Source organism: bacterium (genome assembly GCA_028821235.1).
Lineage (GTDB): Bacteria > Actinomycetota > Acidimicrobiia > Spongiisociales > Spongiisociaceae > Spongiisocius.
The window spans coordinates 1-12638 of the sequence record JAPPGV010000009.1 but is presented as its reverse complement, the minus strand read 5'-3'; the positions used below and the strand labels follow the sequence as shown (position 1 = coordinate 12638).

At 66.5% G+C, this 12638-nt stretch carries 14 protein-coding genes; 3 read left to right on the top strand and 11 right to left on the bottom strand.

Going from position 1 to position 12638, the window contains the following annotated elements:
- Window positions 1-130 precede the first annotated feature (130 nt).
- The 7 genes from OXK16_00315 to OXK16_00285 are packed head-to-tail and all read right to left on the bottom strand — an operon-like array spanning window position 131 to window position 5568.
- Entirely contained in the window at window positions 131-1582 is a 1452-nt protein-coding gene (locus tag OXK16_00315; protein ID MDE0374395.1) for a c-type cytochrome, read from the bottom strand.
- Between the two features lie 3 nt (window positions 1583-1585).
- Window positions 1586-2503: a Rieske 2Fe-2S domain-containing protein gene (locus OXK16_00310; protein MDE0374394.1), complete on the bottom strand. Its 918-nt coding sequence runs from the start codon at window positions 2501-2503 to the stop codon at window positions 1586-1588.
- The gene (locus OXK16_00305) at window positions 2500-3432 is read right to left on the bottom strand and encodes a hypothetical protein (protein ID MDE0374393.1); all 933 of its coding nucleotides are present in this window, start codon (window positions 3430-3432) and stop codon (window positions 2500-2502) included. Before OXK16_00305 ends, OXK16_00310 begins: the two co-directional genes overlap by 4 nt.
- A 7-nt stretch (window positions 3433-3439) precedes the next feature.
- Window positions 3440-3568 (bottom strand): hypothetical protein, encoded by a 129-nt coding sequence (locus OXK16_00300; GenBank protein MDE0374392.1) that lies wholly within the window; start codon window positions 3566-3568, stop codon window positions 3440-3442.
- 10 nt (window positions 3569-3578) lie between these two features.
- The gene (extP, locus tag OXK16_00295) at window positions 3579-4349 is read right to left on the bottom strand and encodes a selenite/tellurite reduction operon b-type cytochrome ExtP (GenBank protein ID MDE0374391.1); all 771 of its coding nucleotides are present in this window, start codon (window positions 4347-4349) and stop codon (window positions 3579-3581) included.
- Between the two features lie 16 nt (window positions 4350-4365).
- Complete coding sequence (locus tag OXK16_00290; GenBank protein MDE0374390.1) at window positions 4366-4821, bottom strand: 4Fe-4S binding protein; 456 nt, start codon at window positions 4819-4821, stop codon at window positions 4366-4368.
- Window positions 4822-5568 (bottom strand): hypothetical protein, encoded by a 747-nt coding sequence (locus OXK16_00285; GenBank protein MDE0374389.1) that lies wholly within the window; start codon window positions 5566-5568, stop codon window positions 4822-4824. It abuts the gene before it with no gap.
- 307 nt (window positions 5569-5875) lie between these two features.
- Here OXK16_00285 and OXK16_00280 point away from each other — a divergent pair, with 307 nt between their 5' ends.
- The 3 genes from OXK16_00280 to OXK16_00270 are packed head-to-tail and all read left to right on the top strand — an operon-like array spanning window position 5876 to window position 9123.
- Window positions 5876-7324 (top strand): cbb3-type cytochrome c oxidase subunit I, encoded by a 1449-nt coding sequence (locus tag OXK16_00280; protein MDE0374388.1) that lies wholly within the window; start codon window positions 5876-5878, stop codon window positions 7322-7324.
- Window positions 7317-8132 (top strand): cbb3-type cytochrome c oxidase subunit II, encoded by an 816-nt coding sequence (locus OXK16_00275; protein MDE0374387.1) that lies wholly within the window; start codon window positions 7317-7319, stop codon window positions 8130-8132. Before OXK16_00280 ends, OXK16_00275 begins: the two co-directional genes overlap by 8 nt.
- A gap of 37 nt (window positions 8133-8169) precedes the next feature.
- On the top strand, window positions 8170-9123 hold the full coding sequence (locus OXK16_00270; GenBank protein ID MDE0374386.1) for a c-type cytochrome: 954 nt from the start codon (window positions 8170-8172) through the stop codon (window positions 9121-9123).
- Between the two features lie 270 nt (window positions 9124-9393).
- On the opposite strand, the gene OXK16_00265 is transcribed toward OXK16_00270, so the two are convergent.
- The 4 genes from OXK16_00265 to OXK16_00250 form a co-directional block, all read right to left on the bottom strand.
- Window positions 9394-9792 (bottom strand): type II toxin-antitoxin system VapC family toxin, encoded by a 399-nt coding sequence (locus OXK16_00265; GenBank protein ID MDE0374385.1) that lies wholly within the window; start codon window positions 9790-9792, stop codon window positions 9394-9396.
- Window positions 9789-10019, bottom strand: coding sequence for a hypothetical protein (locus tag OXK16_00260; protein MDE0374384.1), 231 nt, complete (start codon window positions 10017-10019; stop codon window positions 9789-9791). The genes OXK16_00265 and OXK16_00260 overlap by 4 nt, the downstream gene beginning before the upstream one ends.
- Before the next feature lie 120 nt (window positions 10020-10139).
- Complete coding sequence (locus tag OXK16_00255; GenBank protein MDE0374383.1) at window positions 10140-10961, bottom strand: SAM-dependent chlorinase/fluorinase; 822 nt, start codon at window positions 10959-10961, stop codon at window positions 10140-10142.
- 153 nt (window positions 10962-11114) lie between these two features.
- Window positions 11115-12494 (bottom strand): ABC transporter substrate-binding protein, encoded by a 1380-nt coding sequence (locus tag OXK16_00250; protein ID MDE0374382.1) that lies wholly within the window; start codon window positions 12492-12494, stop codon window positions 11115-11117.
- Between the last annotated feature and the right edge of the window lie 144 nt (window positions 12495-12638).

Genomic DNA, 12638 nt, shown 5'->3' with positions numbered 1-12638 from the left:
CGCTTACCCAGGTTCGTGTACTGCAGGAGGTAGACGCTCCCGAAGAACACGAGCAACGCCGCGATGGTCAGCACGATCCCCGTGAACAGCAGGTTCTGCGAGAGCAACGCTCGGAACAGCTCGCGCATGGTCAGCCCCCCTCCCCCAGGTATTCGGACCCGTCGAGGGTCGCCCCCCTCAGATACCGGACGATGAGATCGAGGTCTTCGGCGGACAGGACCATGCCGAAACCGGGCATCCGACCAGAGCCCACACCGTTGACCCCGTAACCCACGCCGGAGGTCGACCCTACCGAGATGAACTCGTACATGTCCTCGGCGGTCAGGAACTGGGTGAGCGCGCGACCGCCCCTCAGCGACGGTCCCAGCGCCCCGGAGGCCTGCGGCTGCTGGAAGGAGGGACCGGCCGAGTAACCGGCGGTGTGGCAACGGGCACAGTAGGCGTTGTAGAGGTTCACCGCCCGATCCGCCGCGCCGGCATCCCCGCCGAAGGAGGCATCGGCCACCGCCTGGACATCCACCTCCCAGTGGGCCTGCCGGGCCGCGGCCCGGAGGAATTGGAGGCCGAACCCGGCCTGCTCAGCCAGGACATCCTGGTTCTGGAAGGTGATGGTCAGGGACGTCGCCCCCGATTCGAGGTCGCCGACGGATGTGGCCGCCGAGGTGGCGTCGCCGATCCCGATCAGGGTCTCGGCGTTGCGCGGATCCAGCGTGACCGCCGTGGCCAGGTACCCGGCTGCCTGGGCCTCGGCGAAGATGGCGGTCAGGCCGGTCTCGGTGACGTCGGACAGGCCGTCCCCGTCCGTGTCGATACCCTCGGCCGCGCCGTCCAGCAGGTACCGGGCTCGCTCCGCTATGTCGCCGAGGGCGGCCGAGGATGTCCCGGAGGTGCGGATCGTCTCGATCAGCTGCTCCTGCTCCGCGATCTGGTCGCCCACCACATCGGCTGCGCCCTCCCGCCTGCTCAGGGCACCCGCCAGCAGACCGTCCGCCTTGAGCAGGGCCGCGGTCTGGTCCACCTGATGCGACTCGATGTAGTTGAGGAGGTCCTCGACCTGCTGGCTGTTGAGCGGGCCGCCCCCCTCGAGACCCCACGGTGGCATCGGCGTGTTGGCCCGGCCGTAGACGATCCAGAACATGGCCTCGTCCCGGTCATAGCGGTAGAACAGGTCGTCCAGCGCGGGCGACGCCCAGCCGGCCACGTTGACCTGGGAGCGCTCCTCCAGGAAGGAGGCCACCCCGCCGGCCAGGTTGGCGCCGTGGCAGTCGCCGCACCCGAATTCCAGCCACACCTCGTGGCCCCTCTCCAGCGAGGCCTCGTGAAACTCGTCCACGAATCCCTCCTGGCGGTCCAGTTCGGTGAGGTAGTAGATGGGCATGGCGAGGGTGAGAAACCCGGCGGTCACCACGGCCCCGACCAGGGCTCGATCGAGCCGCCTGGTCTCCATCTCGTCGTCGGTCTGCGAGACTGACAGGTTGGCGGGCACCGGATCCTGGCGTTCGCGGCGCGACCCCGACCCCACCAGGTAGGCGAACCAGGCGATCGCTCCCAGGGCAACAATCGTGACGACGAGTGTTGACACCGGCTATACCGCGGTGGGGGAGTTCAGGGCGATACAGGAAGGGCCCTGGGGGTACTGCACGGTCTTGGCGATCGCCCGGGCCGACTGGATGATGGTGCCGGTCTTCACGATGAGACGGCCGTTCTGGTCCTCGACCGCGAACCGGTCCAGGTTGCGGGGGGCGGGACCGGCCTCGTACTCCCCCACGTAGTTGTACTTCGAGCCGTGGCAGGGGCATTCGAAACCCTGGGAGGCGTCACACCAGGGGACGCGGCAGCCGAGGTGCACGCAGCGCTGGAAGAGGGCGGTCAATCCACCTGCCACCACCCCGGAGCCCTCGAACTGGGAACGGGAGATATCCGAGTCGGCGAAGGGCACGATGTAGGCACGGGCCTCGGGCACGAACTTTGGCAGGATGGAGCCGTCGTTCAGAACCACCTCCGCCTGGAGGTCGGCAATGGCTCCCACGTCGATGTCGGACCCGAAGCCGCCCGACAGGCGGGGCCAGAGGAAGGCCAGGTAGGAGATCCCGTTCAGGCCCACGAAGGCGCCGAAGGTGGCCCCGAGAGCCCGGGTGAAGAACTGGCGACGGTTGACACCGGCCTCCTGGGGGGAGAGCTCCTCCACCCGCATCACCTCAACCGCCTGCATGGCCGCCACCGGCTCCTCGGACTCCTCCTCCGCCGCATCCTCCGCAGCTGTCTCCACCGTCTCCGTTACTTCCACATCGTGGTCGGCAACGGCCTCGGCAGGCCGGACCACCATCGGCGCGGCCAGGGCCGACCGGTCAGCCTTGCGCGTCTCGCGCGACAGGCCGGCTCTCCACGACCGGGCCTGCCGGCCGGGAGACTCGCTGCGGCGGTAGGCGATGACGAAAGCGCCCAGCACCCCCACCAGCACGATGGCGGAGAGGGCGACGATCAGGAGCTGGACTGTCGTCATTCGAAGTGCACCCAGTCCTTGAGATCGTCGAACCAGATCCCGTCCGCCCATGGATAGGTGAAGTTGAAACCGGGCCCCCTGAACAGTGTTCCCAGCAATGTCAGGGTGGCCGAGCCGGTGAGGAACAGGGTGAACAGCATGATGGCGAACTTACGGTCGGAAGGCTTGGTGGAGGGATTGCGGTCCACGTAGGGAATCGCCATGAAGCCCAGCAGCCCGGTGATGGTCGGGATGATCACACCGGCGACCTGGGGGTCGTAATAGGACAGGAGCTCCTGCAGGCCCAGGAAGTACCAGGGCGCCTTGGACGGGTTGGGCGTGGCGTTGAAGTTCGCCAACTCCAGCAGCGGCGCCTGGAGGATCACCGACAGGACGATCAGTACCGCCGTTACCACCATCAGGGCGGAGAACTCGGCGATCATCAGGTGGGGCCAGGTGTTGACCTTGTCGGTCGGCGTCGCCTTGACCTGCTGGATGGCCTTGGCCTTGACGACGGTGAGGAGACGCTGGGGCCGCACCCCTTCAGGGACCTCTTCGGGCGGCGCCACCGGACGGAGCGTTACCTGGGTTGCTCCCCCGCCGTTGTCCGAGACCGGTGGCGGAGCGGCGGGCGGGGCGGCGGGCGGCACTACCTCCGGGGTCTCCGTCGCGACCGCTGCGGCGACCTCGGATGCGGGCGGGGCCGGCTCGGGCTCGGGGGGAGCCGGGGGCGGTGGAGGGGCCGTTTCGGCGACCGGTGGAGGTGGCGCCGCCGCGGGAGCGGGCGGAGGCTCAGGAGCGGACGGAGGCTCGACGGCGGGCGGCGTCGATGCAGGAGGGGGTGGCGCCTCACCGCGCATCTCGGCCAGGACCTGCTCGATCGGAACACCCAGCGCCTTGGCCTTCGCCTCGGCCGAGCGTCGGAGCAGGTGCTCTGGTATCTGAGCCATCGGAGCCTCAGCAGTCCTTACCTAGCAGGCCCGCGGCAGGACCCATGTCCGGGATGGCGGTCGAGAATGCCGCCGCGCGCCGGTATCCGGCCGTGAAAGCCCTGGTAGGCGCGTGAAGGTCCACAGCAACGGTCATCGAACCACTCCTACAACGGCCCCGAGATGCCGCCGTCCTTGCGCACCCTCCAGAAGTGCACGGCCATGAAGATGACTATCACGAACGGTAGGAAGAGGACGTGCAGCACGTAGAAGCGCAGCAGCGTGTTGCCGGTTACCTCGATACCTCCCAACAGGGCGAACTTCACCTGGTTTCCGAACATGGGCGTGAAGCCCGCCATGTTGGTTCCCACCGTCACCGCCCACAGCGCCAGCTGATCCCACGGCAGCAGGTACCCGGTGAAGGAGAGCAGCAGGGTGAGGAGCAGCAGGACCACCCCGACCACCCAGTTGAACTCCCGGGGCGGCTTGTAGGCGCCGTGATAGAAGACCCGGGACATGTGGAGGAACACGGTCAGCACCATGAGGTGGGCGCCCCACCGGTGCAGGTTCCGGACCAGCGAGCCGAAGGCGACCGACGTGGAGAGAGCCTCGACATCGATGTAGGCGGCCGGCGCGGTCGGCCGGTAGTAGAACATCAGGAATATGCCGGTGATCGTCAGCAGGATGAAGAGGAAGAAGCTCAGCCCGCCCAGGCACAACGTGTACGAGAGCCGCACCGCATGGCGCTTCACCTTGACGGGATGCAGGTGGTAGAGGACGTTGTTCATGATCACGTAGGACCGGTTGCGGGGGCTGTCGCTGTAGCCCCGCTTGAAGGGTGATCCAGGACGGAACATCGACTCCCAGAAGGGGCTCGCCCGGAAGGCGTCCGCCGCCTCGCCGACCCGCTCCCTGACCTTCAAACCGCCGTTCAACATCCGCTCTTCCTCCGCTCTACCAACGCATTCCGTAGGTGTACCCGTTCTTGAAGTCACGGGCACCGGTATCCAGATCCCATGGGGCGCGCTCCACCAGACCGGCGTTCATGGCTGTGTCCGACACCGAACCCTCGAACTTGCCGAGGGAAATGACATTGGTGGGGCAGCGATCGATGCAGAGCGCGCAACGGGTGCACTCGTACTCGTCGACCACGAAGAAGCCCAGGTTGTCGGCGCTGTCGGACGGGTGATCCACGTCGTAGGCCTCATCGATGGCATCCAGGGATAGGTAGTGGATGCACTTCCAGGGGCAGATGTCCACGCATCCCTCGCAGAGGATGCACTCGGACTGGTTTATGTGGAGGAACTGCTTGGGCCGCACCTGCGCCTGGACGTAATCGGTATCGACCATGACCAACTGGTAGTCGTCACGGAAGGGCGGGGTCTCGAACCAGACCTCAGACTTCGCCATTTACTCGGCTCCCTTGACCAGCGGGCGTCCGTAGGGTGAAACCGCATCGGTGCGTGGTTGCGGCATCGGCCCGCCGAAACTCTGGATCCAGCGGGCGAACAGGATGATAAAGGTCAACGCCCCCATGTTGTAGTTGATGGAGATGAAGTCCTTGATGGCGCCCCAGCTGATGCCGACGTTGTTGCCGAGTACGAGGGGCGCCCATATGGTGAACGCGTCGTTCTGCTCGGTCCAGTTGAGCGGTCCCTGGGCCAGGTTGAGCCACTCGGAGGCCACGTTACCCAGCAGGAGGACCAGCTCCGTCATGGCGAGGAAGGCCGCCAGCGCGGCCAGAGACCAGGTCATCTTGCGACCGAGCAGCACGGCCACGGCAACACCGAGCAGCATCAGCTGGCTCCCGCCGAACGCCACCAGGTGGCCCAGCGAGAACCAGGGCAGGCACCAGTCGCCGCCCGAGATCATGCAGTCCCGGGGCACCCATCCGAAGTAGTCCACCCGGACCTCGAGATCGACCGGGGTCTGCGGTAGATCGGGGTTGATGACCGGGGTGGCGGCCACCGTACGCGCCTCCCGGTTGTAGGTGACCGAGTCACCCGCGCCCAGGCCCGTGGCGCTATCTGTGGCGATGGTGACGGTCTCGACCGACGGGAAGTTGGCGTAGTGGTTGAACCAGATACCCAGTACCAGGGTGAAGAGACCCACGATGAACAGCCCCCAGCCGGCAAGGGCACGCTGCGTCCCGCTCATCTGCCGGAGCATCCGTTGCACCATCTCGGTAGTTCGCCTCCGTATCGTCTCGACCCGCGGCCGTCCCGACACCGCTCCCACCCACCTTGATCCGCCGGATGGCGCGGCGACGGGTCATGCCGATCAGGCCGCCCCATTGTGGCAGAAAGGCGGGCTCTCCCTAAACCACAGGCTACAACGGGGCAGGCCTCGCGACCTCACGACGGGGCACCCCGTTGCATCGAACCAGGGCAGCGGCCAGACCGGCTCCGCGCAGCGTTTAACCTATGCGGGTTAGGGCAGAGATGAGGTCGCGAAGGGCACCGGGTTGACACAGGACGACTCCAAGACGGACCAGGGTTCGCTCGACCGCTTCCGGGCGGATCGCCAGGAGCGGGCGGCGTCGGGTCTCATGGCCGTAGCCTGCCTGCTGCTCCTGGCCGGCGCCGGATTGCTGGTCTTGATGCTCATCAAGCTGGCGATCCCCACCCTCTTCGCCGATACCGAGTTCCTGGCGTACGGGCGCCTCCGGCCCGCCGCCATGCTGATGCTCGTCTACGGGTTCGGTGGAGTCCTTACCCAGGCCACGGCCTATTACCTGATCCCCCGCCTGGTCGGCGTCCGGATGCGCCACCAGCAGGCCGCTCTGCTCGGCGGCCTCGGTTATGCCGGCCTGGTGACCCTCGGCGCGCTCGTGGTGCTGTTCAGGGGCCCGTCGGGACCCGAACTCACCGAATTCCCCCCGATCATCGATTGGCCGATCGCCGCCCTGCTGCTCCTACCCCCCTTCCTGGTGACCTCGATGCTCCGAAACCGCACCGAGGAGGGGGCCTTCGTATCCACCCTCTACGTCCTGGGGGCCGTCTGGTGGTACCCGGCCTTGCACATCACGGGCAGCATCCCGGGACTCGACGGCGTCGGCCCGTTCCTGCAAGCCGGCCTGGTGGCCAATGGGATGCTCTGGCTGGCCTTCCCGGCCGCCGCCCTGGGAGGCGCCTACTACGTGCTGGTCAAGGAGAGCGGCCGCCCGCTGTTCTCCGGACCCCTCGCCCGGGCCGGATTCTGGACGCTGGCCGGGACGGCACTCCTGGCCACCCCGACCAGGTTCCTGGGGGGCCCCGCTCCGAACTGGACGGAGACGGTGGCGGTGGCCGCGGCGATGGGGTTGATGATCGCCGCGCTGGCGGTGATGACCAACCTGGGCCAGACACTGTCGGGTGACTGGGAAACGGCTCGCCGGAGCGTGGTGATCCGGTACCTGATGGTCGGAGCGACGGCCTACACCCTGGTCACCGTACTGACCGGTATGTCCGGCTTCCGGTCGGTCGCCGCGGTGCTGGGCCTGACCACATGGCACGAAGGCTTGATCATCGGCACGACTCTGGTGGCCGTACCCGCCCTCGGGATGGCATTCGTCTTCCATGCCTTCCCGAGAACCACGGGAAGGGATCTCGCCGGCGAGGACGCGGCCGAGCGAGGGCTCCGCCTCCTGACCTGGGGCGGAGGCATCACGGCCGCGGCGTTCCTGGTCGCGGGACTGGTGTCGGGGATCACCTGGAACTGGGCCAGCGCCTCGGGTTCGCGGCTCAACGCCGGGGCGGGATTCTCGGACACGTTTGCCGGAGTGGATCTGATGTTCACGGTAGGAGCCCTGGCCTCGGTGGTGGCCCTGGTGGGGATCGCCCTGATGGTGTGGACGGCCCTGGGGACCTACGTGTCAGGGACGGCCCGTCCGGTCGAGATGTTGGTGCCGGTGGAGCCCCGAGACGATGAGTGACCTGCTGGCTGCCGCGGCGGCCGCGCTGGGAGCGCCCGAGGACCTGGTGGAACGATCGGCCCAGGCCCGCGCCGAGGCCGACGGGACCACCTACGAGGCGGTACTGTCGGCGTGGGGCGGAGGCGCTCCGCTACCCGCACCTTCAGCCGCTCCAGAGCCCCAGGCGCCTCCGGCAACGACCGCTGCTCCCGCGACCACTCCGGCGGCCGTCGCTCCCGACCCGGTGCCCGCAGCCGTGGCGGTCGCTCCGGCGCCGGTATCCCCTTCGCCGGTACCCCGGCCTGCGGCGCCTGCTCTCAGCAAGGCCACGCCCCGCCTGACGGGCGTGAGGCTGCACCCGTTGCGGACCTGGGTCATGATGGCAGGCCTGTTCGCGATCGGGCTGGTCATCACGCTGATCGGCCCCTACAACACCGGAGGAGACTTCCGGCACGTGGTTCCCGACACCCCCCTGTCCGCCCTCGGACACCAGGGCCGGGCCGTCTACTCGAACCAGGGATGCGGCTACTGCCACACCCAACTGGTCAGGCCTGTCCTCGCCGACGTCGGGCTCGGACCCGCGACCGAGAGCTGGGCTGATTCACTGGACACCGCCACCTTCGGCGTCCAGCGGATCGGGCCCGACCTGGCCCATGTGGGTAGCCGGACTGCCTACGGAGGCGATGCGGGCACCGTGACCGCAGACGATCTCATGATCCTCCTGACAACCCCTGAGAGCGTGTTCGCGTCCGGGAACCATCCGTCGTACGCGCACCTCTCCGAACAGGACTTGACCGCTCTCGCCACCTACCTGTCGGAGCTGAAGTAGTCATGGTTCCTCACTCCGGCTCCGGGGATACGGCACCGTGAACGAGCTGATCGCCGCCGCGGCCGCCAGGCTCGGGAGCCCCGAGCATCTGGTGGAACGATCAGCCATCGCCCGGGCCGAGGCCGACGGCATCAGCCCGGAGGAGGTGCTGGCGGCATGGGCAGGGGGAACAGCCCCTCCGCCAGGCGCCCCGGCCCCGGCCGCCCCTGTCCCGGCCGCAGATGTACCGGCGCCGGTCGCCGCCTCGGCCGCCCCGGCCCCAGCTGAAGATCCTGAGCCGGGCGTTGCTCCCGCGGCGCCTGCTCCCGAGATGGCAGCTACGGCAGTCGGAAGCCCTCCGGCGCCCGAGCAGGTGACCCTCGCCGATGCCCACCGGTTCGAGGCGGTCATCACCGGCGCCACCGCCGGCCTCACCGAGCGGGTCGCCGCCTCGCTTCCCCGCTGGCTGACCGTGCTGTTCTTCGCCGTTCCGCTCATCGGCCTCACGTACCTGATCGCCTTCGCCGCCGGACCCAACTGCGGCCCGGGCGGCCAACTCTCCGTCGATCGGCTTACCGGCTTGGTCGAGAACTGTGACGGCTCCGTCTACGAAGCGGGCGGCGCGGCCGGAGGTGTGGACGTGCGGGCGCTGGTCGGCGAGGGAAGCGTCCTGTTCGCGGCCCCATCCAGTTGCAGCTCGTGCCATGGCGCCAGCGGCGAGGGCGGGTCCGGCCCAGCCTTGGCAGGCACGCTGCTGGACACGTTCTCGATGTGCACCGACCACATCGACTGGGTCTCGCTAGGGACGGACGGCTTCCTCAGCGCGGGCCGGAATACCTATGGAGACGCCGGTATCACGGTCGGCTCGGGCGGAGTCATGCCCTCCTTCAGCGATACCCTCACACCCGAGGAGATCGCCACCGTGGTGTTCTACGAGCGGGTGGTGCTGGGAGGACAACCCGTCGAGGAAGCGGTCTTCGACTGCGGATTCGCAGAACCCGTCGAGGAATGAGGTCCGGCACCGCGATCGCGTTGCTGATCCTGCTGGCCTTGATCGGCGTGGCCGGGATCGTTTTCGCCGTCCAACTGCTGGGCCTGTAGATCGGTGGCCAGTGGCAGTGGGCAGTGGGCAGTGGTCAGTGGGCAGTGGTCAGTGGGCAGTGGGCAGTGGTCAGTGGGCAGTGGTCAGTGGTCAGTGGTCAGTGGTCGTTGAAGCACTGACATAAGTCGGACACGCGAACAGGCTCAAGGGCCACAGCGGGCGTCCGGGAACGGAGGCCATTCACTTCGTCACCACGTGGATCTCGCACTGCGGGCCAGGTGCGTCGGCGAGCGCCCTGTCGTTGGTGAGAAGTGGACATTCAAGCGATTCGGCCAGCGCGACATAGACGGCGTCGTATGGTGTCACATTGGCTCGCAATTCGAAGATCCGGGGAAGCAACGAAACCGTGGAATACCGTGCGAGCGGCAGATCGGCGAGGGCCTCCACGGCGTCCGCGAATCGCTCGAGTGTGAGATCACCGGCCAGCCAACGCTTCCTGAGGACTGAAACGACTTCGACATAGGCCAGCTCCGGTATGGCCGCGTCGCCGGCCAGACGCAGCTCCCGCCGGCCGTCCGCGCCGTCGCTGCCGTCGTCACCGACCGCATTGGCGAGCACGGAGGCGTCGAGGACGATCAACGCTGCCGGCGGTCCTCGGCCAGGTCCTCCACTGACTGTCTAGCGCCGACGCGACCACCCGCAAGGGTTTCCACCCTGTTGATGACATCGTCGAGCGTGGGGCGCGCCGCGAGCCGCTTCAACTCGGACACGAGATACTGCTGAAGCGATTTGCCCTCACGCTCGGCGCGGTGCCGTAGCTCGGCATGCGTCTCGTCGGGCAGATTCCGTATCAGCACGTGCACCATGCTTTCATTATGCTATCACAAGTGCGACCCTGACCTCTGTATGGATCTAGCCGGCCGGTCATCGGCCGGTGGTTCAGTGTAATCCAATATAACTAGCAACTAGCAACTAGCAACTAGCAACTAGCAACTAGCAATAACGACCGACGAGTCCACGGCGAGCGTGAAGTGGTCGTCGGCCCGCCCGCCCCGCACGGCCAGCGCCATCAGCCCGGCCGAATCGATGTGGATGAGCGGGCGTCCCTCCCCCACATCCGCGAACGTTCCGACCCAGGGCACCCGGTAGTTCATCAGGCCCACCCGCACCACCACCTGCTCGCCCGGCCCGATGCCCGCCTCCTCCAGATCCTCGGGCGTGATGTTGGTCTGGACGTTGCCGTAGGTGTCCACCCACCAGGCCCGGCCTTCCACCCGTCCCTCGTCCGTCACCTCGGACAGGGGCAACAGGAGCGGCGTCAGCACCCGCGCATCCAGCTGTGGCCCCATCTCGTCCGGCCGGGCTTCTCCCGCCGCCAGCACGGCCGCCGCCGGTGCGAACCGGTCACGCCCTTCGAACGTACGTCCCCGCGACGGGAGCATCACGTCCGGGTTCTCGATCGCGTAGGCGTCCGTTACGCCGCCGAGGAAAGCCGCTGCCGGGGAGAGGATCCCGTTGTCGGGACCCACGAGATAGCCCCAGCCGGTCTCCAGCACCACGGCCCGGCGGTCGCTACCCACACCCGGATCCACCACCGCCAGCACGACACCGGGCGGCATGTACTGGATGGCCCGCAACAGGGTGAGGGCTCCGGCCCGGATGTCACCGGGCGGGATCCGGTGGTTCAGGTCGATCACGCGGCACCGAGGCGCCAGCGTGGCGATCACCCCGTGCACGACCCCGACGAACTCGTCCTCCCGGCCGAAGTCGGAGAGGAAGGTAATCGGAAGCGGGAAGCTCGGAGCCACGTCAACCCGAGCCTAGGAGGGTGAGAGTTGTTGGTGGGCATAGGTCCCTGGGGGTGGCGATCGCTAGATCGGGACAGAACCGGAGGGCGCTATGGGACAGGTCGGCTGTCTGGTGGTGCAGCCGGCAAGACTGCACCACCAGCGCGTGTCGGTCTATTGAGAAGCTACGTAGGTCTCCCAGTCTGCCTCGATCCGGGTGAGCCAGTCACCCCGGAGTTCCGGCTGCGCCAGCGGCGCCAGGTCCTCTGGTGCGACCACAGAGGGATGTCTCGGCAGATTGGCCCACGCAGTCTGGAGATCTGCCGATACAGTCGTCACGTCCAGGACCGTTACGTCACCCCAGACGTCCGGCCGGTTCTTCTCGAACTGCGCGTCGGGGCTGAGCGAGAAGTTCGCCAAGACCAGCGCAGCCGCCTTGTTGGGTGAGTTGTAAGGGATGGCTACGAAGTGAACGTTCGAGATCGTTCCGCTCTCGAGACCGTACGTTCGGGTCGTCTCCGAGAACAGACCTGACTCGACCTCCAGGCCCACGCCGGCCGGATCGTAGGTCATGTTCATGGTGACCTCTGAATTCGCATAGAGCTGATCGAGGGCGGGCTTGTCGGTGGGGTAGGTAGAACCCTCACGCCACAAGTACGGCTCTATCTCGTTAAGGGTCTCCCACGTTGCCTCAGCCACCTGCGCGTACAGCTCCTCGTCGAAGTCTCCGAGAAGGACCTTGTAGCCTCCCTCGTCGGCAAAGAGTTTGTCGGCTTCGTTGTAGAGAACCTGACGCACGAACACACTACCGGTGAAGTCCGGCGGAGCCGGATAGGTGAATGTTCCCGGATTGTCACGTATGTGCTGCAACAGAGCGTCCATGTCAGCCGGCGGCGTCTCGATGAAGGCACTGTCATAGATCATTGCAACCTGGGCCCGGCCCCACGGTGTCTCACAACCATCGACCGCGGTACCGAAGTCGAACAGGAGCGTCTCATCCGTCGGGCTTATGTACTGGATATTCGGAAGAACGTCCCAGTATTCACAGAAGAGAAGGCCAGCCTGCTTCATTGTCCGGAAGTTCTCTCCATTGATCCAGATCATATCTACCGAACCGTCAGCGAATACACCGGCCTCAGTCTCGCCCAACACCTGGCTGACAGCATCAACGGTGTCAACGATTCGGACTTGATTGAGGGTGATGTTGTATCGCTCCTCTACCGCACCACCGAGATACTCGATAACGTAGGCGTTGATCGCATCGTCACCACCCCACATGTACCAGTTGACGGTGCCTCCATCGGCAGCCGCGACTATCTCATCCCAAGTCATACCGCCCAATTCCGAGTCGGCCAGAGCGAGGAGCCCAGCCGAGGACGGCGGCGCGTTTGTGGTCGGTGGAGCTTGAGTCGTCGCCGGAGCTTGGGTCGTCGCCGGGGCTTGAGTCGTTGCCGGAACTTGAGTCGTCTCAACAGTCTCATCGTCGCCGCAAGCAATCGCGAACAGCATGAAGACCGTCAGTATCAATAGCCCGGTCCTGGGTCGTTTGTACATTTGCCTGTTTCCTTTCTCTAGTAGAGCCAAGGCAAGGGCAACCTCGGCCCTGATTGATCCTTGCCGGCAGGGCAACAGCTTGGTCCGACACGGTGTTGATGGTCATTGAAAATCCCCGGAGTTGATCACTGAAATTCCCCACCC